Source organism: Novosphingobium sp. (assembly GCF_040398825.1).
In the GTDB taxonomy this organism is placed as follows: domain Bacteria; phylum Pseudomonadota; class Alphaproteobacteria; order Sphingomonadales; family Sphingomonadaceae; genus Novosphingobium.
This window is the reverse complement of record NZ_JBBATI010000020.1, coordinates 51,409-74,580: the sequence shown is the minus strand read 5'-3', so window position 1 is coordinate 74,580 and position 23,172 is coordinate 51,409. Positions and strand designations below refer to the sequence as shown.

The following is a 23,172-nucleotide window of genomic DNA, read 5'->3' as shown; positions in this document are numbered from 1 at the left end:
CTTTCGCCATGGTCCCGGCGTCGGCCACCATCCCATCGAAATCGAACACATCGCCGGACTTACCAGTCTGCGCGCGCGCACTGGCGGCAAGACGCGCGCCGTTGGCATGGCCATCCTCGGCCGTGCTGGTTGCCGATGCTGCAAGCGCTTTGGCGCGGGCGCGCGCGGTGGCTGCCAGCGCATCGGCTTCGCCCGCCTGCTGCGTGGCACGGGCGCGGATGGCTTCGATGTCGATGCTTGGTGGCGTGCTTTGAGCGAGCGCGCCGCCGAGCGCCGAAGTCACCGCGAGGCTGACAAGCGCGATCGTGCGAAGCGGAAGGTGCGGGAGCCGGCTCACAGGGCGCAACAATTGCGTTTGCGCCAGACGAGGTAACCCATGTCCTCCCCGATCGCGGGGTAGACCTGTCCTGCCGACATGAACGTGGTCGAGGCACCGATCGGCGCGCAGGCATAGCGGCCGCTGGTCTGGGGATTGGGGTTGGTGGCCTGGAAGCGGTATTGCTGCTTGCGCATCACCGGCATCAGATATTTGCCGCAAAGGCCCTTGCCGCCCATCGTGCCCCAGGCAACCAGTTGGCGGTGGAGCTTATAGGCAAAGCGCGCGAGCGCGAGGCGAGAGGCCTGGACGTGACCGATCGTCGCCGAGACATTGCCGTTCAAGGGATACATCGTGCCCTGACAACCTGCGCACCAGAACAGGTCGTCGCTGGGCAGGCGGGTGGTGGCCGCGACGCAGTCGGCAGCGCAGGCAGCGAGCGCCAGAGGATTGGCGAAAAGCACCGCTTCGGGGTTGATAATCGCGGTGAGCTCGCTGTCCTGCCACAGCGGATCGAGTTCGGTGATGTAGAGGATGTCGACCGACCCTGCTTCGAGGCAGAGGAAGTCGGCCACCAGTTCCATCCAGTAGATCAGCGGGTAGGCGTACCAGTGGATGTGCCACTGCGAAGCGTATTGTGTCGCGCCGCCCACAGCCGAAGGCCCGGCCATCGTCTTGAACCCGATGTCGAAGCCGGGATCGAGTTTGAGGCCGCCGAGATTGACGAAACACCAGGGCTTCATGCTGACATCGGCAAGCCGCACCGGCTCCCAGAACCCCATGGCAATGCCGGGGCGTAGTCCGCACAGGCATATTGGCAGTGCGGGATTGCTTGTGTCGGGGCGGCCTGAGGGCCAGATCTTTAGGCCCCCGATCGAGATCGGGAACAGGCACGACCAGCAGATATCGGTGATCGGGTTCACGAAATGACCGGTGCAGCGGCCCGGACCCGACGCGGCGGCGGCAGGCGACGGCGTGACCGCAATGGCAAGCGCCAGCGCGGCGGCCGCACCCAGAGCTTTGCGGGTGACCAAGCGAAGACGGTTCATGATGCCCTCGCCGGCGCTGGCTTCAGCGCATGTTCGGTCACCATTAGAACGCGGCCCTTCTGCTCAACGACGGCAGGAACCGCTTTGACACCGAAGTGGCGAACCAGCGTGCCGCCCTGGTCAAAATAGATCCGCAGCTTGCGCGCTTTCATCAGCGCGAGCGGTGCGCCTGACACGAGGATAACCTTGGGATGGCGCTTGCCGAACGTGGCGGCAGCCCAGTCGAGCGAGGCGGGATCATCGCCATCGAGGAAGACGAGGGGGCTACGTAATGGCACAGTGTCGAGCGGATTGACGCGGGTGCCGCGGGCAATGATGACTATGCCGCGCGCGTCCTTGATGTCGGCGTCCACGGTGATCGTCGGATCGAAAGTCCAGGACCGCGAGGTCGTCGCAGGCGCGAGGCCTGGCACCGGATCGGGGCGCTGGACTTTGGCGACGGTGCGGCGCTGGAGCGCGGCATTGAGCTTTGCGGTCTCGCCGCTGGCTTCGAGGCGGGCAAGACGGGCGCGGATTTGTTCGAGCAAGTCGGGCTCGGCGATGGACCAGACTGTGCCGTGCTGGCCATAGTCGCGGGCAACGGCCGGGCAGGGCACGGCCAGAAGCGCCAGCGTGGTTGCACTGAAGGGGATTAGGGCGCGGGTCACAGGATCGGACTCCCGACCCCGAGGATTTGCGGACGGCAGATCCAGCCAATCGCGGCGTAGCGGCTGTCCAAGCCGTCCTTGTGTGCAGTGCCGACAAAATAGCAGCCCGCCGGGATCGTGCCGGTGGGCCCCAGCGCGAGCGGTTCGCCGGTCTTGCTGAAGGGCTTGGCCAGCGCGGCGGGAACGCCATTGATGAAATATCGCCGACCGTCCCGCGTGACCTGGTCACCGGCCACGCCAAGGACGCGCTTGCCGAACGGATGCGGGTCTTTCCCGAAATGCTTCTCCAGCAAGTCCGATCGCGGCGGCATAAACAGCACCAGATCGCCGCGCTTCGGCACTGCGCCGAGCGTCAGCCAGATCGCCCAATATGGGAGCGACGGGCTGGCATTGACGAGGAGGGCATGGCCTTTCGCGAAGTCGCTTGCGGCCCCTGTGCCAAGGAGCGCCAGCGCTGCGGCCGCGCCGAGCAGCAGGCCGCGGCGGTGCGAATGCCAGCGGGGCGTCGGTGTCTGGACAGATTCAGTGGGTGGCACGGGCGAGGTCCCCCATCCGGCGCGCCACATCGGCGCGCACCGTTTCGGTCATGTCGGGCACGCCGCCCGCGACCACGGCTTCGGCGACCAGCACGGTGCGTCCGCCCTGGCCAAGGCGTTCAACCGATGCCTGAACCGCTTTGAGATAGGCTTCGACCTCGCCGCGGGTCTGCTCGGCCGGGCGGCCCGAGCGGGCCTCGGCTTCGACGAAATCGCCCATGATCCGCGAGAGCTGGACGGTCACGACCTGGCGTTTCTCGAGCGCCAGCAGGGTGCGCGTTGCCCACACGCCCCAGACTGCGGAGACAGTGAGGCTGAGCCCGAGCACGGCGGCCGAGACCGCAGGGCGCCACGCAGGACGCGGGGAGGGCAAGGTTGCCATAATGTTCCTCACGTCCTGTCTTCCGAAAGTCCGGCCGCAACATCATCGAGGAATGCAGGCAGCCGCCAGATCGCCGCGAACGTCGCCACGCCGAAAAAGCCGAGGGTCAACTCTCCCGCAAACAGCGCGCGGCGCGCGTGGTCGGCGGCAAGGTAGTGCGCCGAGAGGTTATCGAGATGGAGGAACAGTCGCTCGGGATCGCCGCCCGCCAGCATAAGGAACGCGAGCAGCGGCAGGCCCAGCACCATCAGATAGATCGCGCCGAGAAAGGCACCTGCCTTGACAAGGATGTACCAGAGATCGGCGAAATGACGGCCCAGCTTGGAGGCTTTTCGGGGACCATCTGGCAGAAGCACGAGCGTGGGTGCGAGAACAGGAACGTTGCCCGGCGGTGAGATCAACGGCAGCGCAATCTCGGGTGTGGGTTGTCCCGGCGGGGCAGCGCGCGGCGGGGTTTCGATAGCGCGGTCGAATGGCGAGGCAAGATAAAGGGGCATGGGACAAGAGTTCCTGTTGAGGGGGATGGAATCAGGGGTGCTGCGCAAAGGCAATGCGCGCGATGGCGTCGGCCAGCTGGTGCCCGCGGGCGATCTCGGCATCGATGGCGGCAACTGTCTGCGGCGAGCTTGAAAACAGCGTTGCCGAATAAGGATCGAGCACGAGCCGGCCGATCGCCTCGACCTCTGGCCCCTTGATGAAGACTTCGGAATAAGCCGAGCCTTCGCGCTTGAGGCTGCGGATCAGCGTCTCGGTGCGGTCGTCCATGTCGAGACGCTTGGAGTTGCGAAAATCCGCGATTGTCTCGGGTTTCTGCTGGAGGATCAGCATCCAGTCGCTGTTCTCGAGCGCGGCGGTCGCGCCGTCGGACTTGTAGTAGTCGTTAAGCGACTGGGTCGCGGTCGCCAGCGCCCCGCCGTACTTGCGGCAGGTGCGGGCATAAGTCTCCACAAACGCGCCCATCGAACCGCCCTTGAGCAGCGCCCAGGCCTCGTCGATCAGCAGCAGCTTGCGTACCGAGCGCGGGCTGCGCGTCATCGCCTGGCTGGTCATAAACATGATCGCGCTCAGGACCACGCTGCGCAGATCCTCGCGCGCCGCAAGGTCTGACATCTCGAACACCGTGAAATCGCTCGAAAGGTCGAGCGTGGCCGCGCCTTCGAAGAACGCGCCGTAGGTGCCGCCCTTCATGTACGGTGCAAGGGCGGTCGCCAGATCGGCGCCCAGTGCATGATCCATTGCGCCCAGCGCTTCGCCAATCCCGGTCACGCTGGCCCCGGACCCTTGTGCGTCCCAGACCGCATTGACCGCGCGGTCGATGAGCCCGCGCTCGGTGTCGGTGAGCGCGGCGCTGTGCCGCGCCATCTGACCGACGATCGCCTTGACCATACCGAAGCAGTCGAGGCGGTAATCCTCATCTTCTGCGGCGCGCGCGGCATCGATCATCGAGAACGGATTGAGGCAGAAGCCCGAGGCCAGCGTGAACTCGACAAAATTGCCGCCCTGAAGCCGCGCCGAATGTTCGAAGCTGCGGCCATCGTCGATCACGACGACCTGGGCGCCTGCCCCGCGCAGCGCCGCGCACATCTCCTGAAGCAGCACCGACTTTCCCGAACCCGACTTGCCGCAGATCGCGACGTTGTGGTTGCCAGCCCCGTTCTCGAAGGGCGACCAAGTGAAAGGCTGGCCGCGGCGGCCCACAAAGAGGAGGTGGGGCACATTGCCTCCCAGATACTCGCCCTGCATGGGCGCGATGTTGGCAGCGGTGGTCGAGAGCATCGTGCGAAAGCGCCGCAGCCGTTCCATGTCGGTGCCGAGACCATCAGCAAGGGTAAGCGGCATCGCGGCGAGCAGGCCCTGAAGCTGGAGATAGCGCTCGTCGGCAAGGTCCCAGCCTGCGGCTTTGTAGATCGACTTGACCGCGCGCTCGTGGGTGTCGCCAAGCCCGAGCGGCGAATAGGTGGTGACCCCGTAGAACACGCGCACCAGGCGGCGGCCTTCCTGCAGTTCGGTCTGGACCCGCGCCCATTCCGCGGATTGCTCGCCGATCCGGGGCAGGAACCGCGCGCTTTTGGTCTCGGCAAGGCTGGTCGTGCGCATGAACTTGTAGCCGGCGCGCGCCGAAGCGGCTTCCTGGTCGGGATAGACCAGACAGAGCATCGTGGCGGCAGGGCACGGAAAGCGAAGTTTGTCGGTGAACAGATCACCAATCAGCCGCGCGCATTCCCACGGCGCCCAGCGCTGCGGGAACGCTCGGACCGCAAAATGGCGCAGATCGAAGCGGTCGGGATAGACCTCGCCGATCACCGGCGCGCCGCCTGCATCCTCGCCCGTCGGCCGAAACCGCTCGGTCGACAGCAGCAGCCGGTCTTCGCGCACGACCAGATCGATGTCGCGGCGGATTGCCTGCGCGGCGATCGGATCGTCCGGGTTATAGGGGACGGCATCGTCCTGCGGCGCGGTGGTCGGCGAGGTCAGGTCGTCGATCAGCGCGATCAGGCCCTGCGGTTCGATGTCGGCGACACCAAGCCCGAGCGAGCGCAGCGTTGCCGCCAGCCCTTCGCGCACCTGGACCAGTTCTTCTGTGGAGACGGACTTGTGCGCAGGGACGCCTACAGAAATCACCACTTGGTGATGGCGCGCGTGGAAAGGCGCTTCCCTCGAGCCCGAGCGCCAGACCATGTCGTAAAGCTGCGCGCAGCGGTGGCGGGCAATCGCCTCGTAGACACCGCCCTGCAGATAGCGCGGCGCAAACCACGGCGCGACGATCCGGCTGATCCGGGGCGACGCCAGATGCAGGATCTGGAGGCATGAGCCTGCGGGCAGACCTTCGGAAAAGAAGGCTCCCAGGATCTCGCCGGTCCGCTCGTCTGCGCCGATGAGCGGCGTTACGGCCAGAACGAACCCTTTGGACCGCGCGTTCAGATAGAGCCGGCTGCTGGGATCCCAGACACGGTAGGGCAGCCAATCGGACAGCATGTCGAGGAGAAGGCGAGGCCTGCCTGCTTCGGCGGCCTCGGCATCACCGGCGAGCCCCGCCAGCAGAGCTTCGCCCAAGGTCTTGAATGAAATGCTCATGGCCGGGGTTCCTTGGGAAGTGGGGTCGTTACCGACGGGGAGGCCGTGGAATTGCCCGGTGCATCATCACGGTCTGCGGGGGCGCCCGCCCGGCGGCGCGCGGCATCGATCGCGGCGGCGGCGGGGTAGGCAAGTTCCGGAACAAAAGACCGAGGGATCCGATCATGGGGGGTGGCGGCCATGTCGGACCCCTCGGCCACCGGCGGGGGGGCGCCGGTCTTTGTCTCGCCGACCGTGGAGGGGAGGGCCGGAGGCGAGGCAAACTTGAAGGGGTCTGTGGAATCTGGGGGCGTGGCAGAGTCGGCGTCAGATGGAGACGCAGCAGGAACCGGATCGGTGGTTGCGAGACTTGTGTGAGCCTCACGCGCAGCCTTGAGCTGGCGGCCGATCTGGCGCGCGATGGGTGTTGCAGGCGGCGGCGCGGTGCGGACACCAAGCTGCGCAGACCATTGCGGCGCTTCGACCACGGCCCAGGCCACGGCTTCGTCGCGCAGCGTTCCGGTCTCGTCGACGTGCGCTGGAAAGACGATCCGCAGCGTGCGTTCGCCTGTGCGCTGCGGAGAGCCTTGCGGCGAGCCAGCACCGATCGGCGGCGCGATGCCGGCACGGACCCGGGCACGGCCAAGATCGCTTGGTTCGTGCCCGCTGCCAATATCCTGCGCGGCGCGCTCGTCGATCACGCGCGAGGGCGCGCAATCGCCTTTGGGGGCGCGGCACATGAACTGGCCTTTGACGTTGGTGCCAAGGCTGACGCAGCCGGATAGGGCGAGGACAAGCGGCGCTGCGGCGAGGAACCCAATGGCCGAATGAGAGGGAGTGCGCAGGCAATGGCGCAGGGAAGTATGCATGGTATTCACCTTTTGTTCTTTACGGGAGTTGCACCAAGAAAGGCGCGCAGTGCGTCTGCCGGGCGATAGCCTTCGAGCACTGCGCCATCGGCCGGGCGCACGATCACTGGCGTGCCGGCAAACCCGTGCGCTTTGGCGAAAGCCTCGTTCGCATCGAGGCCGCGCGTGTCGCAGGACTTGGGATTGGCGAGCGCCGTGCCGGCATAGGCGAGGCGAAGCGAGGTTTCCTGCACGGGGGAGCACAGCACCCGCTCGGCATCTTTGCGGCTTGTCGGCCCGAAAATCGAGATGGGCCGTTCCTCGACGCGCGCACCGATGGCTGCAAGTTCAGCCGAGAGGCGCTTGCAATATCCGCAGCGAAAGTCCGAGAAGACGACCACTTTGGGACCGTCCACCGGGCCCCAGCGGATCGCGCCGTTCTCGGGCAGACCGGCCAGCGAGACGTGGGTGGCCGCAGCCTGGGACGCGGCTTGCGGCGCTGCGCTGGGCTCGTCGTCGCGGTGCGCCGCGCCTGCAGCAAGCAAATCGGGGTTGAGCTGCAGCAGCCGGGCCGCTGTCAGGTCCTGGCGCGCTTCCATGTCATAGACGCGGCCGATGACGAGGTACTTGGCCTGCGCGTCGACATAAAACAGCGTGGTCTTCGAGGCGACTTCGCATAGCCCGCCCAGATCTTTGCACGCGATCGCATCGATCGGCGTTTTGGGCAGGCGCAGCTTGAGCGCGGCGCGGACCTTTGCGGTATCGGGCGCGGCGTGCGCCGAAGGCATCAGCCGGGCCGCGCCCCATCCGGTCAGTGCAGAGAGCGCGAGCAGCGCGGCGAGGCTGGCAGCACGGCGCAGATAGCGCGCGCGGGGGCGTGCGGGTTCTTTCTCAAAGATAGTCATTGCGGATTCCTGACATAGACGCCGTCGAGGAACACAATCTCGACATCGATGCCGGTCGGCATCTCGACGACAGGCTGATATTGTTCGGCGCGTTCAATCAGGTACTTGCTGACCGTGTCGGCAGCATCGCCCGCGCCCTGGCCGATCCCGCCGCCGAGAATGTCACCCGCCGAGAGCTTGGCATTGGTCCCATTGGAATTGGTCTGGGCCGATGAAAACACGCTGTTCGCGTTGGCCGAAAACCCGCGCCCGAAGCCGCCAACGATCCCCGCAAGCAACGCCTGACTGATCAGGTTGCCTTCGCGGCTGACCACGCGTCCGCGCACCCCCGACTTGCCGGCAAAGCTGATGAAGCCCTTGACCTCGCTCACCGCGACGCGCCCGCCGGGCTGATCGCAGGTCATGCGGGCCAGCTTGACGTAGACCTTCTCCGAGGAGAGATCGCCGCGCGCCGCGCCGTTGACCACGCAGCCCTCGATCCTCGTCGTCAGGATCTTGCCGTTCTGCAGCACCGAACGCGCCGGACCGGTGATCCTGAGCACTACAGGCAGCGGATCGGTCTGGCTGGCAACGCCTGCCGAGGCATCGACCCCGACGATGACCCGGGCCGGGGCATAGGAATTGGGCGGCAGGTACTCAGGCGAATCTTCGACCACCAGCGGCGGTGCTTCAGGGCGTGAAGCCTTGATGCCGCCTGCGCCATTGTCTCCAGTAAAGCTCATAAGCTTGACCTCGGCCTGGGCCGGAGCAGGCGCTTCGCCAGGTGTTCCGCCAAGCCCGTCGGCATTGCTGCCGGGCGCCGCAGACCCGCGCGCATCGTAGCTTCCGCCGCGCGGACCATAGGCAGGTGGCGGAGGTGCCAAGGGTGTCGGCTGCGGCGCGCTGGCCAGTTGGCTCTTGAGCTGGCTGTTCTCCGCCGAAATCGCGTCGATCGCGGCCTGCCCGTCGGTGCGCATCGCCTGGTTCTCGGCCTTGAGCGCTGCCATCTGCTGATCGAGTTCGCCGCGCGGGATCGATGCGTCCTTCAGCTCTTTCTGATCGCGCGCCATCGCATCGAGCCGGTTGCCATAGACCGCGACGAACTCGCGCTGCGACAGATCGCGGTTGACCAGACCCGCCGTATCGATGGTGCGCGCGTCGCCGCTTGCCTTCTCTGTGCCGCCCGATCCGAACACGAACCACGCAGACCCTGCGAGCAACACTGCTGCGATGCTCGCCAGCGCGAGACGCTGGCGGCGTGCGGTGCGGGCGTTGAGCGCCGCCAGCAGATCATGGTCCTGCATGTCATCGGGGTTTGCGCGGTTAGGCGCGGCGGTTTGCTGACCGGGCTCAGTCATGGCCGTTCTCCCCTGCCTGGCCGACGATGTAGGCCGTGGTGGCAGCGCCCGGCTCCAGCACCGGATTGGCGATGGCGACAGCAAGCGCGCCAAGTGGTGCCAGATCCCGCTCGGCGATCGTTGCCAAAGCATCGCCGCGGTTGGCGAGGCGGATCACTTTGCCCGCAAGGCTGGCGCCGCGATATTCGGCGATGAGCTGGACTTCGATTGGACCTGCGCGCGAGGGCAGACCGCTCGCCTGCCGCACGCTAAACCCCGACACTTGCGCCTGCGCCGCCATGGCCTTAACCAGACGCACCGCGCTGGTCTCGATCGGCGTCGCGCTCTCCCAATCGCTCGCCTCGGTCCTGGCAATGGCCGGGTTGGTGATGAAGACCTGCTGCGCTTCGACCGGCTTGATCGGGCAGGCGAATTTGTAGACGTAACCTTTTTTGGTCGTCGCGAAGAAGCTGATGCGGGCTGCTGCATAGACCTCGGGCACCGAGACGTAGATGTCGCCGCGCACCGGCTCATTGGTGACCGCAAAATCGTTGTAGGGCGTGCCCGTCCCGATCTTCGAGACGCTGGCGAAGCCGTCGCCGATCAGGCTGAAACGGGTCAGTTCGCGCGCCGAGACCTGGCAGTCGATCGTGCCGCCGTCGGCGGTCTCCTTGAGCTGGTCGGCCAGCGCCGGGCTGGCGAGACTGGCAAGACCAAGCGCTATCGATAGCGCGGCGGCTCTGCGAAAGGGTTTGATAGGGCCGTGCATTACAGGGGTTCCTTGGATTGAATGGGTTCGGGCGGCGCAGGGTCGGGCAAGGTGCCGGGCGTGCCCTCGGGAGGAAGATTTGCGGATGGGACGGCGGCAAAGCCCGACAGGGCGAGGCGCAGGCCCCGGTAGGTCCAGTCGAACTGGAAATGCCGCTCCTCGCTTGCGATCACTTGCGCGCCGACAAAGGTCTTGAGCGTTCCGGACACCTGCGACGTCAGATTTTTGGGATCGACCTCGAGCTTGCTGATCACGAACGCCTGGGCGACTTCAGAACCCCGCTGTTCCTCGACAATCCGCATGAGGTCGGCCTTGAGCCGGCCGCGCCGCGCCGGATCGGCAAGCGCGAGGATCTGCTGCATCCAGTAGTCGAGACCTTCGGGGCTGCGGTTGAGCAATATCAACGCGACATCGCGGGTGACGAACTCGAGGTATTCCGAAGAGACCCCCGCGCTCGAGATGACCAGCGGCGTGCGCGTGGTCGGGACCAGCAGCACCTCGCGGTCGCGCCCGGCCAACAGGCTGGCGGCGGCCATCAGCAGCACGGCAAGGCCAGCGCTTGCCAGCGCGAACAGATTACGCTGGCGCAGTAGTTTCTGTGCGCGCTCGTGCGCTACTTCGGACAGCATCGGCTATCTCCCTCAACCCGCCAGAACACGGCAATGGGAGGGCGGCGTCGCCACGAGACCGGTCAACCCCGGCGGCAGATACCAGTATGCGGCATGACGGACCCACGCGGCGGAGCGTCCTGCTTTCGCCTTTCGCAGTGCGAACCAGGTTCCAATGGCGAGGGTGATGCCGATAAGGATATGCTGCGCGAGGATTCCCCAGGTGAAGGGGACGATCATCCCGGCGAACTCGTCGATGGTCCAGAAGCCGATCAGCTCCGGGTCGTCGAGGCGGCGGGGGATCATGTAACGGTCGGTCATGGATACGCGCCCTCCCAAGGCATCACGGATCGGTGATCAGATGACGGCAGTGATCACCGAGGTGACGATCGGAACGCCCGTGCCGACGCCCACGCCCACACCGACCGGCACCGCGATCTGGCCGAGCGTGAACCGGCCCGAGGCAAGGCTGATGAGACCAGCGGCAAGGCTGAGGACGGTGATGATCTTGCCGCCCGAGCCCTGGAGAAAGCCGGTGAATTTGGTGAGCGCGGTGGTGAAGGTGGCGTCGGTGCCGGCGTAGGCAGTGCCGGCGGCGAGCGCGAGCGCAGCGACCGGCAGAATGAGCGCGGCGGCCTTGGCAAGGCGAGCCTTCGCGGCGCCGGGCAAGGGGAGAGCAAGGATGGTCATGGGGGCAATCTCCGTTGGTGGGGCACAGCGTTTCGTTCGCTGTGTGTTCCACATGAGGGAGAAGCCATGGTCTAGGAAATAGGGTTCCGTTCTTGGACCCTGAATATGGACGAACTTGGACAGATGACACAGGGACTGTCTCGCAAAACCCGGCTGCGGAGGCAGATTAATGAGGATTAACAGGCGGAAACTATGGCCGGTGGAGGCCGTCCCTCGAGACAGCGGACCGAATCGGCATTTTCTAGGATCGACGTTATGTTCACTTAATGTTCTTTCTTGTTCCTAGAATTAAACCGAGGCGCTACACAGTGAGTCGAACGGGTGGAAAGCGAGTCTCGGCATGATCGGTAGCGATGAGAATACGGGCATCAATGCAAGGCTGGCGCGGCTCTTGACCGCCGCCGTCGATCGCTCGGGCAAGTCGCGCCGCGAGATCGCCCGCATCATCGCCATGAACAAGGATACGTTTCTGCGCGTGCTGCGCGGGGAAAAGCCGATCACGCTTGAAGAGGCCGCGCGGATTTTGGATGCGAGCGGCATGCCATCGCGCGGCCCAATGCTCCTGGCGATTCTGGGGCACGACGATCTCGCCGTTGAATGGCTCGGCGAAGACGTTGGCGACTTTCTCGATCAGTTCATCACTGCGTTGCCGGTGACGATGCACGAGACGCTCGGATCCCGGATCGCCGACCTGCGTCCGCGCTGGGCAGTGGGGACTTCGCAGCTCGTCGCCCGGATGCTCGCGAAACATATTGATGATTTTACCGAGCGCGATCTCTCGCTCGCGCTCGGAAGATGAGGGGGAAGGGGCGGCGTGACCAAACGAGGAGATTACTATGTCACGAGTTGTTGCACGGCGCGTCGCTGAATCAGTCGCTGAACCAGTCGCTGAAGCGTCGGAAACCGTCATTGCGGTGCCAGCGCCCCCGCGCTTGATCCGCCTGCCGGAAGTTATTGCGCGGGTCGGGCTCAAGCGTTCGTCGATCTACCAGCGCATGGCGGAGGGTCGCTTCCCGAAAGGCCGCTCGCTCGGGCTGCCCTGCGTGGTCTGGGTGGAAGCGGAAATCGACGTCTGGATTGCGGCAGTCGTGCAGCGCTAGCTCTGCGGGCATCTATGCGAACGCTACGATAGCCATCGCCCATCAAACCGAAGCTCGAGCCGCGAATTGTGGCGATGCACAGCTCGAGCAGAGCGCGTTTTCAATTACTTGGAGGGAACCAGAACCATGAACAACCAAATCGAGTGAGGATCACATGTCTGTCCCCGAACTGCTTACTTGCCAAGATGTCATGAAGATCACCGGCATCCGGAGCCGGACAACAATCTGGAGACGCGTCCAGGCTGGTGATTTCCCATCACCCATCGATTTCGGTGCGGGCCGCATACGGTGGCACGCCCTTGAGATCACCGAGTGGGTCAACTCTCGCCCCAAGCGGAGATACTGACATCGCACTCTTGCGAGCAAGTTCTCTTTGCAGGCCCGTCTTTTAAGAGGCTGTCGTCAGCGGCAAATCCGTTGCTGCCGTCCGGCTGCAGAATAGGATCTTGAGTGCTGGATAAGGTGCGATCGCCTGGCTCTTGCGAGCTTGCTCCGCTAACCACCCGCAGATGTCACTTCGACCCATCGCAGAGCGCTAAAACTGATCCTCTTGGGAACGCGAATTTGAGCTGCTCGGAGGTCATGTCACGGACCCTTCAGCGGGCCAAAACGTGCCTGTCAGACGCCATCATGGCGACTCTCTTGCCGACAATTGTTGCATATCGGCGCAATGAGTTTCGCCTTGTTTCGAAGGTTTGCACCACCAGCGCACCATGAGGGGCGATTTTTTCCTCACCTAAAAACTGAGGATGAGGTGCTAAGTATTTGAAATTATTGGTCGGGACGAGAGGATTCGAACCTCCGACCCCCACACCCCCAGTGTGATGCGCTACCAGGCTGCGCTACGTCCCGACCGGAGAGCGGGCCTATACGGACGGTGGGGGGCGATGGCAAGCGCGTTGCAGTGACTATTTTTGGCGCGCGGTGTCGGGCAGTGCAGGCGGGGGTGGCGGTGGATGGATGGCGGGGTTTGCCATGCTGCGGGCAAGCTGCTAGGCGCGCCGACGACGTGCGGGTGCACTGGGATTGGTTTCCTGTCGCGCTGGTGCACTGGCGATTCGTGTAAAGATTGACCCATTCGCATGAACGGACCCTCCTTGCTTTCCATCCTCGATCTGGCCGCCGCGCAAACCGCTGGCGACCCGCCCGCCTATCTGAAGTTCCTGCCGCTGGTGGCGATGGCGGTGATCTTTTATTTTCTGATCCTGCGCCCGCAGATGCAGCGGCAAAAGACGCTGCAGCAGAAAATTGCCACGATGAAAAAGGGTGACCAGGTCGTCACCGCCGGCGGGCTGATCGCCAAAGTGCTGAAAGTCGATGAAAATACAGTCGATCTGGAAATCGCGCAGGGCGTAAAAGTCCGCGCCATCAAATCGACCATCGGTGAAATCCTGCCCCCCGGCGGCAATCCGGTGGCCAACGACTGACGTTGGCCGCCAGAGCCGTTAAATTTACGCGTGGTTGATTGCGAAAAAACGGTGCCCACTTTTTCGCATTACGCTTTGCCAGATACAGGTTGAACGCATGCTCGAATTCCCCCGCTGGAAAGTCCTCTGGCTATGGTTCATCTCGATCGTGGCTGCCGCAGCGGCGCTGCCGTCGATTGTCGATATGGCTGGCTATCGCTGGCCTGCCGGCGTGCCGGAGCCCAAGATCAATCTGGGCCTGGACCTCGCCGGCGGCAGCCACATTCTGCTGGAGGCTGATCCGACGCAAGTGCGCACCCAGCGGATTGAGGCGATGGAGGAATCGGTCCGCAACAAAGTGCGCACCGCGCTGCCGGCTGGCCAGCCGCCGATCCGCATCAGCGACATTTCCAACAACAACGGTTCGCTCAGCTTTATTGTCGATGATGTCAGCAAGGTCGATGCCGTGCGCGAAGCGGTGCTGCCGCTGACCAACGGCGCGGGCCTGACCGGTAAGCGCGACTGGACGATCAACGTCGTCGACGGCAACCGCTTTGTGCTCGTCCCAACGCAGGAAGGCGTCGATCTGGCGGTGACCCAGGCGATGGACACCGCGGTCGAAGTGGTGCGCAAACGCATCGACGCGCTGGGTACCAAGGAACCGACGATCATCCGTTCGGGCCCCAACCGCATCGTTGTGCAGGTGCCCGGGCTGCAGGACCCGCAGGCGCTGAAAAACCTGCTGGGCCAGACTGCCAAGCTGGAATTCAAACTGGTCGACCAGGTCGCGCTGCCCAGCGACGTGGCGCAGGGGATTGCCCCGGCGGGCGACGAAATCGTGCCCTATGCCGATGTGAAGGCCGGTGCGCTGGCGCCCAAGATCGCGGTCAAGCGGCTGGGCGGCATTCGCGGTGACCAGCTGACCAATGCGCAATTGTCGAACAACCCGCAAACCAATGCGGCCACCGTCACGATCACCTTCAACAGCGATGGCGGGGCCAAATTTGCCAAGCTGACCTCTGCCAACGTGGGCAAGCCGTTTGCGATCATCCTGGATGGCAAAGTGCTGTCTTCGCCGGTCATCAATGAGGCGATCCTGGGCGGCAGCGCGGTGATCTCCGGCAATTTCACCGCCGACAGCGCGAACCAATTGGCGATTTCGCTGCGGTCCGGCGCACTGCCGGTTGACCTGAAAGTGGTTGAGGAACGCACGGTCGGGCCAGATCTGGGTGCGGATTCGATCCGCAAGGGCATGATCGCGATGGGCATCGGCACGCTCGCGCTGGCGGTGTTTATCCTGGTCACGTATGGCCGGTTCGGGGTCTATGCCTGCTGCGCGCTGGCGCTCAACGTGTTCATGATCCTGGGCATCATGGGGATCATCGGCACCACGCTGACCCTGCCGGGGATCGCCGGGTTTGTGCTGACGATCGGTGCGGCGGTCGATGCCAATGTGCTGATCTATGAACGCATCCGCGAAGAACGCCATCGCGGCCGCCGCGTGGTGCAGGCGGTGGAGGTGGGTTACAAAGAGGCGACCCGCGCCATTTTCGACGCCAATATCACCAACATCATCGCCGCGGTGCTGATGTTTGCGTTCGGATCGGGGCCGGTCAAAGGCTTTGCCGTGGTGCTGATCATCGGCATCATGACCTCGGTGTTTACCGCCGTCACCATGACGCGGATGTGGGTGGCGCAATGGCTGCGCCGGGCCCGCCCGACCGAAATCAACCTGTAAGAGGAGGCCGAACACATGAAACTCCTCAAGCTCGTTCCCGATCACACCAACATCCATTTCCTGAAATGGCGCATCCCGTTCTATCTGGGCAGCCTGCTGCTGATCGCCGCCTCATGGGGGATGGTCATGACCAAGGGGTTGAACCTGGGTGTCGATTTCATCGGCGGGCAGATGATCCGGGTGACCTTTGAACACAGCGCCGCCGCACCTGTAGGGGTGTTGCGTGACGAAGTGACGCGGCTGGGCTTTGGCGAACCGATCCTGCAGCGCTTTGGCAAAGCCAATGCCATTTCGATCCGCATGAAACTGCCCCCGGGCGCAGACAAAGACCCGTCGCTGTCGGACAAGATGGCGCGCACGATCACCGCCGCAGTCAAGCACAACCATGCTGATGCGCGCATCGACGGGGTGGATTCGGTGTCGGGCAAAGTGTCAAAGGAACTGGGCTGGGATGCGTTCCGCGCGCTCGGGCTGGCGGCGGTGTGTGTGGCCGCCTATATCTGGCTGCGATTTGAATGGCAGTTCGGGATCGGCGCGCTGCTCAGCCTGGTGCACGACGTGTCGCTGACGCTGGGGATGTTTGCGCTTACCCAGCTGGAATTCGATCTCAATATCGTCGCCGCGCTGCTGACGCTGATCGGCTATTCGCTCAACGATACCATCGTCGTTTATGACCGCATCCGCGAAAACCTGAAAAAATACCGCAAGATGCCGATCCCCGAATTGCTGGACCTGTCGGTCAACGAAACGCTGGCGCGCACGATCGTCACCTCGTTGTCGATGCTGATCACGCTGGTGGCGCTGCTGGTGTTCGGTCCGCCGGTGATTTTCGGGTTTACCGCCGCGATCACGCTGGGGATTTTCATCGGTACCTACAGCTCGATCTATATGGCCGCGCCGATCCTGATCTGGCTGAAAGTTTCGTCGAAAAGCTTTGTCCCGGCAGAGGTTACCAACGACATTCCGGCAGCGGCGCGGGGCGGGGCGAGCAAGGGCGCGGCCTGATCAGGCCGTGCGCACGGCATCACAATAAATCTGCGCCAATGCCGCGGCGTTGGCATCCCAGCTGAAATGGGCGGCACTGGCCGCAACCTGGTCCTGCGGCATGCGCGCGGCCAGCACTTCGGCGATGGCCTGCGCGATGGCCGCCGGTTCGCGCGGGGCAATGCGGCCGGCGGCGGCGCGGTCGACCAGTTCGCGTGCGCCGCCGATATCGGGAATGACAATCGGCGTGCCGCTGGCCAGCGCCTCTACCCAGGCATTGGCGAGGCCCTCGCTGGCCGATGGCAGCACCATCGCCTCTGCCGCGTTCAGCAGCAGCGGCAGATCATCATGCCCCAGCGCGCCGGCAAAGCGCACGCGCGCGGATAGGCCCGCGTCGGCCACTTGCTGGCGCAGGGTACCTTCAAATTCGCCGGTCCCGGCCAGCACCAGCACGACATCGGCGGGCAGATCGCGCAGTGCGGAAATCGCGATATCCGCCCCCTTGCGCGGTATCAGCGCGCCGACACAGGCGATCACGCGCGCGTCGGCGGCGAAGGTCAGCGCCGGGTGTCGCGCGGCCAGCGCGGCGCGCGCCTGATCACGCGGGCGGGGGTGGAACCGTGCGTGGTCCAACCCGGTATAATGCACCCGGATGCGTTCTGCCGGCAGGCCAAGCGTGGCCATATCTTGCGCCAGTGCGGCCGATACCGACAACAGCACGCGCGCTTGTGCTGCCGCGGCGCGGATCTGCGCCAGCGCAGGCGGCAGGCTGCCCCAGTAATGGATATCCGCGCCGCGCGCCTTGATCGCCAGCGGCAGGCCCAGCGCGCGCGCGATGCGGGCTGCCGCCGGGCCATCGGGATAAAAGAACTGCGCATCGACCAGATCAAACGGTGTCTGCGCGTGGAGCCGGCGCGCCAGCGACAGCACCGCCCGCGCGATCAACGCCGGGTTGAACCGCCCCGACAGCCCGGGGATCAGCGCAAACCTGGGATGATAAACGGTCACCGCCCCACCAGTGTCTTCGGGCGTTTCCACCGCCGGGATGCCCCGCAATGCGGCATAACGGCGCAGCGGCAGCAGGGGTGGCAGGCCGATCGGGTTGATCACCGTCACATCCCAGTCACCGCGGCGCGCCAGCGTTTCCAGCTGCGCCTGCACAAACCGGCCAAACCCCGGACGCGGCGGCGCCGGGTATAAAGTCGCCAATGAAAGAAGTCGCATCAGAGTTTGCGCACCAGCATTTCGGCGATGGCCAGCCAGCCGGGACGGTCGATCACCACCTGGCGCTGGCCGATGCCCGGGGGCAGGATGGCAATGCGTTCGCCATCGCGATCGATCATCCGGCCAAAGGCAAAGCGCCCGCCGGGGCGCGGCGCCAGCACATCGCGGTTAAGCGCGCGGGGAAAATCATCGGCGCCAACCTGCCGCAGCCAGATCTGGTCTCCGGTGCGGTATTCGCCCGCGCTGGATTCGACCGCGACCACCACCAGCGTCGCTTCGCCGCCAGGAACGATCGGGATTACCGCTTCGATCGGGCGAGTCACTGCCTCAATCCCGTTGGCGCCGATCCGCGCGATCAGCGTGGGCACTTGCGCATTTTCGGCCTTGACCAGCATTTGCGGATCAACACCGAGCGCGGCGCCGATCCGGTTCATCCACAGCAGCGACAGCGATCGCATGCCGGTTTCCAGCCGACCGATGGTCTGCGCGGTGGTGGGTGGCTGGCAACGCGCCGCCACTTCGGCGAGGGTAAGGCCCTTTTCCCGACGAAGATCACGGATGCGGTTGATCATCTTGTGGCTCCAGGATCGCGTGGGTCCCATGCGTTAATGATAATCCACCAATATGGATCGAAGGGCAAGCGCGCGTTTTTGGTGTATTTGTACCAGTTTACTTGTTCGTGCGCAGATTGCGTTACTATCGGGTTACCCTTCGACCTGCTCGGCAAGGTCCAGCCAGCGCAGTTCAGCCGCATCCTTTTCGGCGCGCAGCCGGTCCAGCGCGGCCGTCATTTGCGCAAAACGGGCAGGATCGCGGGCATAGAGCGCGGGATCGGCCAGATCGGCCTCTGCCCGGGCGATTTTCGCATCCAGCGTTTCGATGGTCTTTGGCAGCATTTCAAAGTCGCGCTGGTCCTTGTACGACAGCTTTGTCTTGCGCGGTGGCGGCGGGGCCGCTGCCGCCGCCGTGGCCTGGCTGGCTGCGACCGGCGTTTTGGCTGCGGGCCGGCTCTGCGGACGGCCTTGCTGGCGTTCCTTGCGCATGCGGTCCCAGTCGGCATAGCCGCCGGCCACCACATCAACCCGGCCCGATCCATCCAGACCAATGGTGATGGTTACCGTGCGATCCAGAAAATCGCGATCGTGGCTGACGATCAGCACGGTGCCGTCGTAATCACCGATCACGTCCTGCAACAGATCCAGCGTTTCCAGATCAAGATCGTTGGTTGGTTCGTCCAGCACCAGCAGGTTGGAATTGCGGGCAAATTCGCGCGCCAGCATCAACCGTGACCGTTCGCCGCCAGACAATGTGCCGACGCGCGCCTCTACCAGCCCGGGATCGAACAGAAAATCCTTCAGATAGCCCTGGATATGCTTGCGTGACCCGCGCACATCGATCCAGTCGCCGCCCTCGGCCAGCACTTCGCGGATGCGTTTTTCGGGTGCCATCAGGCTGCGTTGCTGATCGATCAGCACGCATTCCAGCGTTTTGGCCAGCGTTATCGTGCCGCTGTCGGGGGCAAGTTCACCCGTCAGCAGTTTCAGCAGCGTGGTTTTGCCCGTGCCGTTGGCGCCAACCACGCCGATGCGGTCACCGCGCGTGATGCGCAGCGAAAAATCCTTTATAATCGCGCGGTCGCCAAAATTCTTGGCCACTTTGTCGGCCACGATCACCGCCTTGCTTTTGGCGTCATCGGTGCCCAGCGCCAGCTTTGCTGCGCCCTGCGGGGTCATCATGGCCGCGCGTTGGGCCCGCATTTCGCCCAGTTTGGCCAGCCGGCCCTGGTTGCGTTTGCGCCGCGCGGTCACCCCGCGTTCCAGCCAGTGCGCCTCTATCTTAAGCTTGGCATCCAGCTTGTCGGCGGCGCGCGCCTCTTCGGCATAGATGGTTTCCATCCACGCCTCATAACCGCCAAAACCGATGTCCTTGCGGCGCAGGGAGCCGCGGTCGAGCCAGAACGTCGCCTTGGTCAGCCGTTCCAGAAAGGTGCGGTCATGGCTGATCGTGACGAATGCGCCGGTATAGCGCTGCAGCCAGGTTTCCAGCCATTCGATCGCGGCCAGATCGAGATGGTTGGTCGGTTCATCCAGCAACAGCAGATCGGGCTCACTGGCCAGCGCGCGCGCCAGCGCGGCGCGGCGACGTTCGCCGCCCGATGCGCTGTGGGCGGCGCGCGACAGATCGATGCCCAACTGGTCGGCGATCGCTTCTACTTCGTGGCGTTGCGGTGCATCCGGCCCATGCAGGGCAAAATCGAGCAGCGTGTCATGGCCGGTGAAAAACGGGTCCTGTTCCAGCATGACGACACGCGTGCCGGGCTGAACCGACCGTTTGCCGCGATCGGCATCGATTGACCCGCCGATCAGTTTCATCAAGGTGGTCTTGCCCGCGCCGTTGCGCCCGATCAGCGCCAGCCGGTCGCGCGGGCCAATGGAAAAATTGATGTCCTGAAACAGCCAGCCCCCGGATTGACTTGAGCTGCCCTGGAGCAGGCCAAGGCCTTCCCAGCTGAGTATCGGTGCGATTGCCATGGGGGGCGCATAGAGCATCGCGCCAGCGATGCGACAAAAAAAAAACGTGCATCGCGCCAGCGATGCGACAAAAAAGAACGCGCATCGCGCCAGCGATGCGACAAAAAAAGAACGTGCATCGCGCCAGCGATGCGACAAAAAAAGAACGAGCATCGCGCCAGCGATGCGACAAAAAATAATGCGCATCGCGCCGGTGATGTGACGAAAATCGGGTACGCAGTCTCACAAAGGTGGTCAACGGTTGCGCCTGATGCTGTTATTCACCATGTGTTCAATGCCTCTGCGCTAGGGCTGCACACGATATGCAAAACCTCCATCGATTCCTGCTGCTGGTTCTGGTCGCCGTCGCGCCGGCCACATCAGCCTTTGCGCGGCCGCCGCACGATGAACAGAACGATGTGCGCCGCGAATTGCGCGCCGGCGCGGTGCATGCCCTGCGCGATATTGAACGCCAGGTCCTGCCCACCATGCCCGGCATGCAATATCTGGGGCCTGAATATGATTCAGAGGCGATGGCATACCGGCTGAAATTCATCCGTGACGGGCATGTGATGTTCGTCGATGTCGATGCGCGCACCGGCGCGGTGCTCAGCCGCACGCGGTAATCCGCGCGCGGAGAAACCTGAACAAACGGCAACTGCGCTGTTCCTTGACCGTTCAGCATCAAGGGGGCACATACCGGGCCGACCCCGAACTGTATTGGGGGCCGGCGTCCCGCTGTTCGCAACAGTGCGGACGGTCGGGTAAAAAGGGGCATATCGTTTCATGCGTATCCTGATCGTCGAGGATGAACCCACGCTGGGTCGGCAGCTGAAATCGACGCTGGAGGCCACGGGCTATGCGGTTGACCTGTCGGTCGATGGCGAAGACGGCCATTTCATGGGTTCGACCGAAGAATACGATGCGGTGGTGCTCGATCTGGGCCTGCCCGAAATCGATGGCCTGACTGTGCTGGGCATGTGGCGCAAAGAAGGGCGCAAGTTTCCCGTGCTGGTGCTGACCGCGCGCGACAGCTGGTCCGACAAGGTCGCCGGGCTTGACGCCGGGGCCGATGATTATCTGGCCAAACCGTTCCAGACCGAGGAACTGATCGCCCGCCTGCGCGCGCTGATCCGCCGCGCATCGGGCAACAGCAGCGCCGAGCTTATTGCCGGCGATGTGCGGCTGGACACGCGGTCGGGGCGGGTCACGCTGGCCGGCGAACCGGTCAAGCTGACCGCGCAGGAATACAAGCTGCTGTCCTATCTGCTGCACCACAAGGGCAAGGTGGTCAGCCGGACCGAGCTGATCGAACACATTTATGACCAGGATTTCGACCGTGATTCCAATACGATCGAGGTGTTTGTCACACGCATCCGCAAGAAACTTGGTCCTGATGTGATCACGACGATCCGTGGCCTCGGTTACAGCCTCGACGACCCCGCCCAGTCCGCGCGCGGGTAACCCCGCCAGCACGGGACCGGACGATGCGGCACCTGCCATGACGGGCGCCGAAGCGGCCCTGCGCGCGCTCAACCCGCAGCATACCGGGTCGTTGCGGCGGCGCATGCTGGTCATTGCGTTCGCCTGGATCCTGCTGCTGCTGCTGGGTGGTGGCATCGCGCTGGATCGGACGCTGACCAGCCTGGTCGCCCGCAATTTCGACGACCAGCTGGGCTATATGCTGACCGCGATGATCACCTCGGCCGAAACCGGGCCGGAAGGGGAGGTCTATTTCAGCCGGTCGCTGGGCGATCAGCGGTTTCTGGAACCCAACAGCGGTCTGTATTGGCAGGTTTCGGGCAAAGGCCACGAAGATACGCCGTCGCGGTCGTTGTGGGACCGCACGCTGAAGCTGAAGGACGATCATTTCGACGATCAGCCGCATATTTATGACAGCGACCAGTTTGACGGCGAACCGCTGCGCGTGATCGAACGTTCGGTGATCCTGCCCGGCACCACCACCCATTGGCAATTCGCCGTGGCCGAAAGCCGGGCGATGCGCGACGCGCAGATCAACCGCACCCGGTCGATCCTGGTGTGGTCGTTCGTCGTGCTGGGGCTGGGGCTGATCGCGATGGCGGTGGCGCAAACCTATTATGGCCTGGGCCCGTTGCGCCGCGTGCGGCTGGCGATCGTGCGCCTGCGCGAAGAGGGTGGATCGCGCCTGACCGAACCGCTGCCGCTGGAAGTGCAGCCGCTGGTGCAGGAACTGAACGCGCTGCTCGCGCATTCCGAACGCCAGGCCGAAGAGGCGCGCACGCATGCGGGCAATCTGGCGCACGCGTTGAAAACCCCGCTGACCGTCGTCACCAATGCCGCCACCGCGCAGGCCGATGATCTGGCCGAAACTGTGCGACGCGAAGCCGCGGTGATGCGCCGCCAGGTGGACCACCACCTGGCGCGCGCCCGCGCCGTCGGCCGCCGCGCGATCGGCCAGTCGCGCACCCCGGTGTGCGAAAGCGTTGAGGCGGTGCTGCGCGCGGTCGAACGCCTGTACCCCGATGTACGCTGTGACCTGGATGGCAACCGCGATGCGCAAGTGGCGATCGAACGCCAGGATCTGGATGAAATCCTGGGCAACCTGATCGAAAACGCCGCCAAATACGGCGGCGGATCAGTGTTCATCACCATCGAGGCGCCGACATCCGACCCAAAACATTGCGACATCTGGATCGAGGACGACGGCACCGGCATTCCCCCCGCAGCGCGCCACCGCCTGTTTTCGCGCGGCGCCCGGCTGGATACCAGCAAACCGGGCACCGGGTTGGGCCTGGCGATCGTGCGCGATGTGGCCGAATTATACGGCGGGTCGATCACGCTGGGCGAAAGCGAGGATATGGGCGGACTGCTGGTGACGCTGAGTTTGCCGCGCGCACGGGTGGGGAAGTAGGGGGGGGGAAAGGGCTGCCTCCGGCGGGCAAGGGCTATTGTCCTTGCATCCCGTTACCGTCTGCAACTGCGCGAATGTTTTGCCTGGTGCCGAGGCTTGATATCGGAAGACAATCCTGCCGCTGCGCGGCGGGACGCAACCCCAAAGTTACGCACAGCGCAGAATAATCCCGGGATGCAAGGGCAATAGCCCTTGCC

26 protein-coding genes, 1 tRNA gene and 1 pseudogene are annotated in these 23,172 nt (G+C 64.3%); 10 read left to right on the top strand and 18 right to left on the bottom strand.

Annotated elements, in window-relative coordinates; all coding sequences use genetic code 11:
- The 14 genes and pseudogenes from ABWP89_RS11395 to ABWP89_RS11330 all read right to left on the bottom strand — a co-directional run.
- Nucleotides 1–337 (bottom strand): annotated as a pseudogene (locus ABWP89_RS11395) (conjugal transfer protein TrbC); the annotation flags it as partial.
- Entirely contained in the window at nucleotides 334–1,365 is a 1,032-nt protein-coding gene (gene traU / locus ABWP89_RS11390; RefSeq protein WP_353229344.1) for a conjugal transfer pilus assembly protein TraU, read from the bottom strand. The gene traU and the pseudogene ABWP89_RS11395, both read right to left, overlap by 4 nt.
- A complete protein-coding gene (traW, locus tag ABWP89_RS11385) occupies nucleotides 1,362–2,012 on the bottom strand; it encodes a type-F conjugative transfer system protein TraW (RefSeq protein ID WP_353229343.1) in 651 nt (216 codons plus the stop codon). The genes traU and traW overlap by 4 nt, the downstream gene beginning before the upstream one ends.
- Nucleotides 2,009–2,548, bottom strand: a complete 540-nt coding sequence (locus ABWP89_RS11380; RefSeq protein WP_353229342.1) for a S26 family signal peptidase — start codon at nucleotides 2,546–2,548, stop codon at nucleotides 2,009–2,011. Before ABWP89_RS11380 ends, traW begins: the two co-directional genes overlap by 4 nt.
- Nucleotides 2,535–2,930, bottom strand: a complete 396-nt coding sequence (locus tag ABWP89_RS11375) for a TrbI F-type domain-containing protein (RefSeq protein ID WP_353229340.1) — start codon at nucleotides 2,928–2,930, stop codon at nucleotides 2,535–2,537. The genes ABWP89_RS11380 and ABWP89_RS11375 overlap by 14 nt, the downstream gene beginning before the upstream one ends.
- Nucleotides 2,931–2,938: 8 nt before the next feature.
- Entirely contained in the window at nucleotides 2,939–3,427 is a 489-nt protein-coding gene (locus ABWP89_RS11370; RefSeq protein ID WP_353229339.1) for a hypothetical protein, read from the bottom strand.
- A gap of 31 nt (nucleotides 3,428–3,458) precedes the next feature.
- Nucleotides 3,459–6,005 (bottom strand): type IV secretion system protein TraC, encoded by a 2,547-nt coding sequence (traC, locus tag ABWP89_RS11365; RefSeq protein ID WP_353229337.1) that lies wholly within the window; start codon nucleotides 6,003–6,005, stop codon nucleotides 3,459–3,461.
- On the bottom strand, nucleotides 6,002–6,853 hold the full coding sequence (locus ABWP89_RS11360; RefSeq protein ID WP_353229335.1) for a conjugal transfer protein TraV: 852 nt from the start codon (nucleotides 6,851–6,853) through the stop codon (nucleotides 6,002–6,004). Before ABWP89_RS11360 ends, traC begins: the two co-directional genes overlap by 4 nt.
- A gap of 5 nt (nucleotides 6,854–6,858) precedes the next feature.
- Nucleotides 6,859–7,737 carry a DsbC family protein gene (locus ABWP89_RS11355; protein WP_353229334.1) on the bottom strand — a complete coding sequence of 293 codons (879 nt, stop codon included), beginning with the start codon at nucleotides 7,735–7,737 and terminating at the stop codon, nucleotides 6,859–6,861.
- Nucleotides 7,734–9,020, bottom strand: coding sequence for a TraB/TrbI/VirB10 family type IV secretion system protein (locus ABWP89_RS11350; protein ID WP_353229347.1), 1,287 nt, complete (start codon nucleotides 9,018–9,020; stop codon nucleotides 7,734–7,736). Before ABWP89_RS11350 ends, ABWP89_RS11355 begins: the two co-directional genes overlap by 4 nt.
- Nucleotides 9,021–9,066: 46 nt before the next feature.
- A complete protein-coding gene (locus ABWP89_RS11345; RefSeq protein ID WP_353229333.1) occupies nucleotides 9,067–9,822 on the bottom strand; it encodes a type-F conjugative transfer system secretin TraK in 756 nt (251 codons plus the stop codon).
- A complete protein-coding gene (locus ABWP89_RS11340) occupies nucleotides 9,822–10,451 on the bottom strand; it encodes a type IV conjugative transfer system protein TraE (RefSeq protein WP_353229332.1) in 630 nt (209 codons plus the stop codon). The genes ABWP89_RS11345 and ABWP89_RS11340 overlap by 1 nt, the downstream gene beginning before the upstream one ends.
- 12 nt (nucleotides 10,452–10,463) lie before the next feature.
- On the bottom strand, nucleotides 10,464–10,751 hold the full coding sequence (traL, locus tag ABWP89_RS11335) for a type IV conjugative transfer system protein TraL (protein ID WP_353229331.1): 288 nt from the start codon (nucleotides 10,749–10,751) through the stop codon (nucleotides 10,464–10,466).
- Between the two features lie 36 nt (nucleotides 10,752–10,787).
- Complete coding sequence (locus ABWP89_RS11330) at nucleotides 10,788–11,120, bottom strand: hypothetical protein (RefSeq protein ID WP_353229330.1); 333 nt, start codon at nucleotides 11,118–11,120, stop codon at nucleotides 10,788–10,790.
- 340 nt (nucleotides 11,121–11,460) lie between these two features.
- On the opposite strand from ABWP89_RS11330, the gene ABWP89_RS11325 reads away from it, so the two are divergent.
- The 3 genes from ABWP89_RS11325 to ABWP89_RS11315 all read left to right on the top strand — a co-directional run bounded on the left by ABWP89_RS11325 (nucleotide 11,461) and on the right by ABWP89_RS11315 (nucleotide 12,566).
- A complete protein-coding gene (locus ABWP89_RS11325) occupies nucleotides 11,461–11,919 on the top strand; it encodes a helix-turn-helix domain-containing protein (protein ID WP_353229329.1) in 459 nt (152 codons plus the stop codon).
- 37 nt (nucleotides 11,920–11,956) lie between these two features.
- Complete coding sequence (locus ABWP89_RS11320) at nucleotides 11,957–12,220, top strand: AlpA family phage regulatory protein (RefSeq protein ID WP_353229328.1); 264 nt, start codon at nucleotides 11,957–11,959, stop codon at nucleotides 12,218–12,220.
- Nucleotides 12,221–12,374: 154 nt separating this feature from the next.
- Nucleotides 12,375–12,566: a helix-turn-helix transcriptional regulator gene (locus ABWP89_RS11315; protein ID WP_353229327.1), complete on the top strand. Its 192-nt coding sequence runs from the start codon at nucleotides 12,375–12,377 to the stop codon at nucleotides 12,564–12,566.
- A gap of 429 nt (nucleotides 12,567–12,995) precedes the next feature.
- Here ABWP89_RS11315 and ABWP89_RS11310 read toward each other — a convergent pair.
- Nucleotides 12,996–13,072 (bottom strand) — tRNA-Pro (locus ABWP89_RS11310).
- A 230-nt stretch (nucleotides 13,073–13,302) separates the two neighbouring features.
- Between ABWP89_RS11310 and yajC the strand changes: the two genes are divergently transcribed.
- The 3 genes from yajC (at nucleotide 13,303) to secF (ending at nucleotide 16,369) form a co-directional block, all read left to right on the top strand.
- The gene (gene yajC / locus ABWP89_RS11305) at nucleotides 13,303–13,647 is read left to right on the top strand and encodes a preprotein translocase subunit YajC (RefSeq protein ID WP_353229326.1); all 345 of its coding nucleotides are present in this window, start codon (nucleotides 13,303–13,305) and stop codon (nucleotides 13,645–13,647) included.
- 97 nt (nucleotides 13,648–13,744) lie between these two features.
- Nucleotides 13,745–15,364 carry a protein translocase subunit SecD gene (gene secD, locus ABWP89_RS11300; protein ID WP_353229325.1) on the top strand — a complete coding sequence of 540 codons (1,620 nt, stop codon included), beginning with the start codon at nucleotides 13,745–13,747 and terminating at the stop codon, nucleotides 15,362–15,364.
- Nucleotides 15,365–15,379: 15 nt separating this feature from the next.
- A complete protein-coding gene (gene secF / locus ABWP89_RS11295; RefSeq protein ID WP_353229324.1) occupies nucleotides 15,380–16,369 on the top strand; it encodes a protein translocase subunit SecF in 990 nt (329 codons plus the stop codon).
- Here secF and ABWP89_RS11290 read toward each other — a convergent pair whose 3' ends face one another.
- The 3 genes from ABWP89_RS11290 to ABWP89_RS11280 form a co-directional block, all read right to left on the bottom strand.
- On the bottom strand, nucleotides 16,370–17,572 hold the full coding sequence (locus ABWP89_RS11290) for a glycosyltransferase (protein WP_502915277.1): 1,203 nt from the start codon (nucleotides 17,570–17,572) through the stop codon (nucleotides 16,370–16,372).
- Nucleotides 17,572–18,144, bottom strand: a complete 573-nt coding sequence (locus tag ABWP89_RS11285) for a helix-turn-helix domain-containing protein (RefSeq protein WP_353229322.1) — start codon at nucleotides 18,142–18,144, stop codon at nucleotides 17,572–17,574. Before ABWP89_RS11285 ends, ABWP89_RS11290 begins: the two co-directional genes overlap by 1 nt.
- Nucleotides 18,145–18,276: 132 nt before the next feature.
- Nucleotides 18,277–20,103 (bottom strand): ABC-F family ATP-binding cassette domain-containing protein, encoded by a 1,827-nt coding sequence (locus ABWP89_RS11280; protein ID WP_353229321.1) that lies wholly within the window; start codon nucleotides 20,101–20,103, stop codon nucleotides 18,277–18,279.
- A 46-nt stretch (nucleotides 20,104–20,149) separates the two neighbouring features.
- On the opposite strand from ABWP89_RS11280, the gene ABWP89_RS11275 reads away from it, so the two are divergent.
- The 4 genes from ABWP89_RS11275 (at nucleotide 20,150) to ABWP89_RS11260 (ending at nucleotide 22,975) form a co-directional block, all read left to right on the top strand.
- Nucleotides 20,150–20,305, top strand: coding sequence for a hypothetical protein (locus ABWP89_RS11275; protein ID WP_353229320.1), 156 nt, complete (start codon nucleotides 20,150–20,152; stop codon nucleotides 20,303–20,305).
- Nucleotides 20,306–20,405: 100 nt separating this feature from the next.
- Nucleotides 20,406–20,708 (top strand): PepSY domain-containing protein, encoded by a 303-nt coding sequence (locus ABWP89_RS11270; RefSeq protein WP_353229319.1) that lies wholly within the window; start codon nucleotides 20,406–20,408, stop codon nucleotides 20,706–20,708.
- A 160-nt stretch (nucleotides 20,709–20,868) separates the two neighbouring features.
- The gene (locus ABWP89_RS11265; RefSeq protein WP_353229318.1) at nucleotides 20,869–21,546 is read left to right on the top strand and encodes a response regulator transcription factor; all 678 of its coding nucleotides are present in this window, start codon (nucleotides 20,869–20,871) and stop codon (nucleotides 21,544–21,546) included.
- A gap of 37 nt (nucleotides 21,547–21,583) precedes the next feature.
- Nucleotides 21,584–22,975, top strand: a complete 1,392-nt coding sequence (locus ABWP89_RS11260) for a sensor histidine kinase (protein WP_353229317.1) — start codon at nucleotides 21,584–21,586, stop codon at nucleotides 22,973–22,975.
- The last annotated feature ends 197 nt before the right edge of the window (nucleotides 22,976–23,172 follow it).

Coding starts and splice junctions, on each gene's coding strand:
- ABWP89_RS11260 (WP_353229317.1), top strand. CDS start 21,584: ATGACGGGCGCCGAAGCGGCCCTGCGCGCGCTCAACCCGCAGCATACC.
- ABWP89_RS11350 (WP_353229347.1), bottom strand. CDS start 9,020: ATGCAGGACCATGATCTGCTGGCGGCGCTCAACGCCCGCACCGCACGC.
- ABWP89_RS11280 (WP_353229321.1), bottom strand. CDS start 20,103: ATGGCAATCGCACCGATACTCAGCTGGGAAGGCCTTGGCCTGCTCCAG.
- ABWP89_RS11290 (WP_502915277.1), bottom strand. CDS start 17,572: ATGCGACTTCTTTCATTGGCGACTTTATACCCGGCGCCGCCGCGTCCG.
- traC (WP_353229337.1), bottom strand. CDS start 6,005: ATGAGCATTTCATTCAAGACCTTGGGCGAAGCTCTGCTGGCGGGGCTC.
- ABWP89_RS11375 (WP_353229340.1), bottom strand. CDS start 2,930: ATGGCAACCTTGCCCTCCCCGCGTCCTGCGTGGCGCCCTGCGGTCTCG.
- ABWP89_RS11370 (WP_353229339.1), bottom strand. CDS start 3,427: ATGCCCCTTTATCTTGCCTCGCCATTCGACCGCGCTATCGAAACCCCG.
- ABWP89_RS11360 (WP_353229335.1), bottom strand. CDS start 6,853: ATGCATACTTCCCTGCGCCATTGCCTGCGCACTCCCTCTCATTCGGCC.
- ABWP89_RS11320 (WP_353229328.1), top strand. CDS start 11,957: ATGTCACGAGTTGTTGCACGGCGCGTCGCTGAATCAGTCGCTGAACCA.
- ABWP89_RS11285 (WP_353229322.1), bottom strand. CDS start 18,144: ATGATCAACCGCATCCGTGATCTTCGTCGGGAAAAGGGCCTTACCCTC.
- yajC (WP_353229326.1), top strand. CDS start 13,303: ATGAACGGACCCTCCTTGCTTTCCATCCTCGATCTGGCCGCCGCGCAA.
- ABWP89_RS11345 (WP_353229333.1), bottom strand. CDS start 9,822: ATGCACGGCCCTATCAAACCCTTTCGCAGAGCCGCCGCGCTATCGATA.
- ABWP89_RS11270 (WP_353229319.1), top strand. CDS start 20,406: ATGCAAAACCTCCATCGATTCCTGCTGCTGGTTCTGGTCGCCGTCGCG.
- ABWP89_RS11265 (WP_353229318.1), top strand. CDS start 20,869: ATGCGTATCCTGATCGTCGAGGATGAACCCACGCTGGGTCGGCAGCTG.
- secF (WP_353229324.1), top strand. CDS start 15,380: ATGAAACTCCTCAAGCTCGTTCCCGATCACACCAACATCCATTTCCTG.
- ABWP89_RS11340 (WP_353229332.1), bottom strand. CDS start 10,451: ATGCTGTCCGAAGTAGCGCACGAGCGCGCACAGAAACTACTGCGCCAG.
- ABWP89_RS11325 (WP_353229329.1), top strand. CDS start 11,461: ATGATCGGTAGCGATGAGAATACGGGCATCAATGCAAGGCTGGCGCGG.
- ABWP89_RS11315 (WP_353229327.1), top strand. CDS start 12,375: ATGTCTGTCCCCGAACTGCTTACTTGCCAAGATGTCATGAAGATCACC.
- traL (WP_353229331.1), bottom strand. CDS start 10,751: ATGACCGACCGTTACATGATCCCCCGCCGCCTCGACGACCCGGAGCTG.
- secD (WP_353229325.1), top strand. CDS start 13,745: ATGCTCGAATTCCCCCGCTGGAAAGTCCTCTGGCTATGGTTCATCTCG.
- ABWP89_RS11330 (WP_353229330.1), bottom strand. CDS start 11,120: ATGACCATCCTTGCTCTCCCCTTGCCCGGCGCCGCGAAGGCTCGCCTT.
- ABWP89_RS11355 (WP_353229334.1), bottom strand. CDS start 7,737: ATGACTATCTTTGAGAAAGAACCCGCACGCCCCCGCGCGCGCTATCTG.
- traU (WP_353229344.1), bottom strand. CDS start 1,365: ATGAACCGTCTTCGCTTGGTCACCCGCAAAGCTCTGGGTGCGGCCGCC.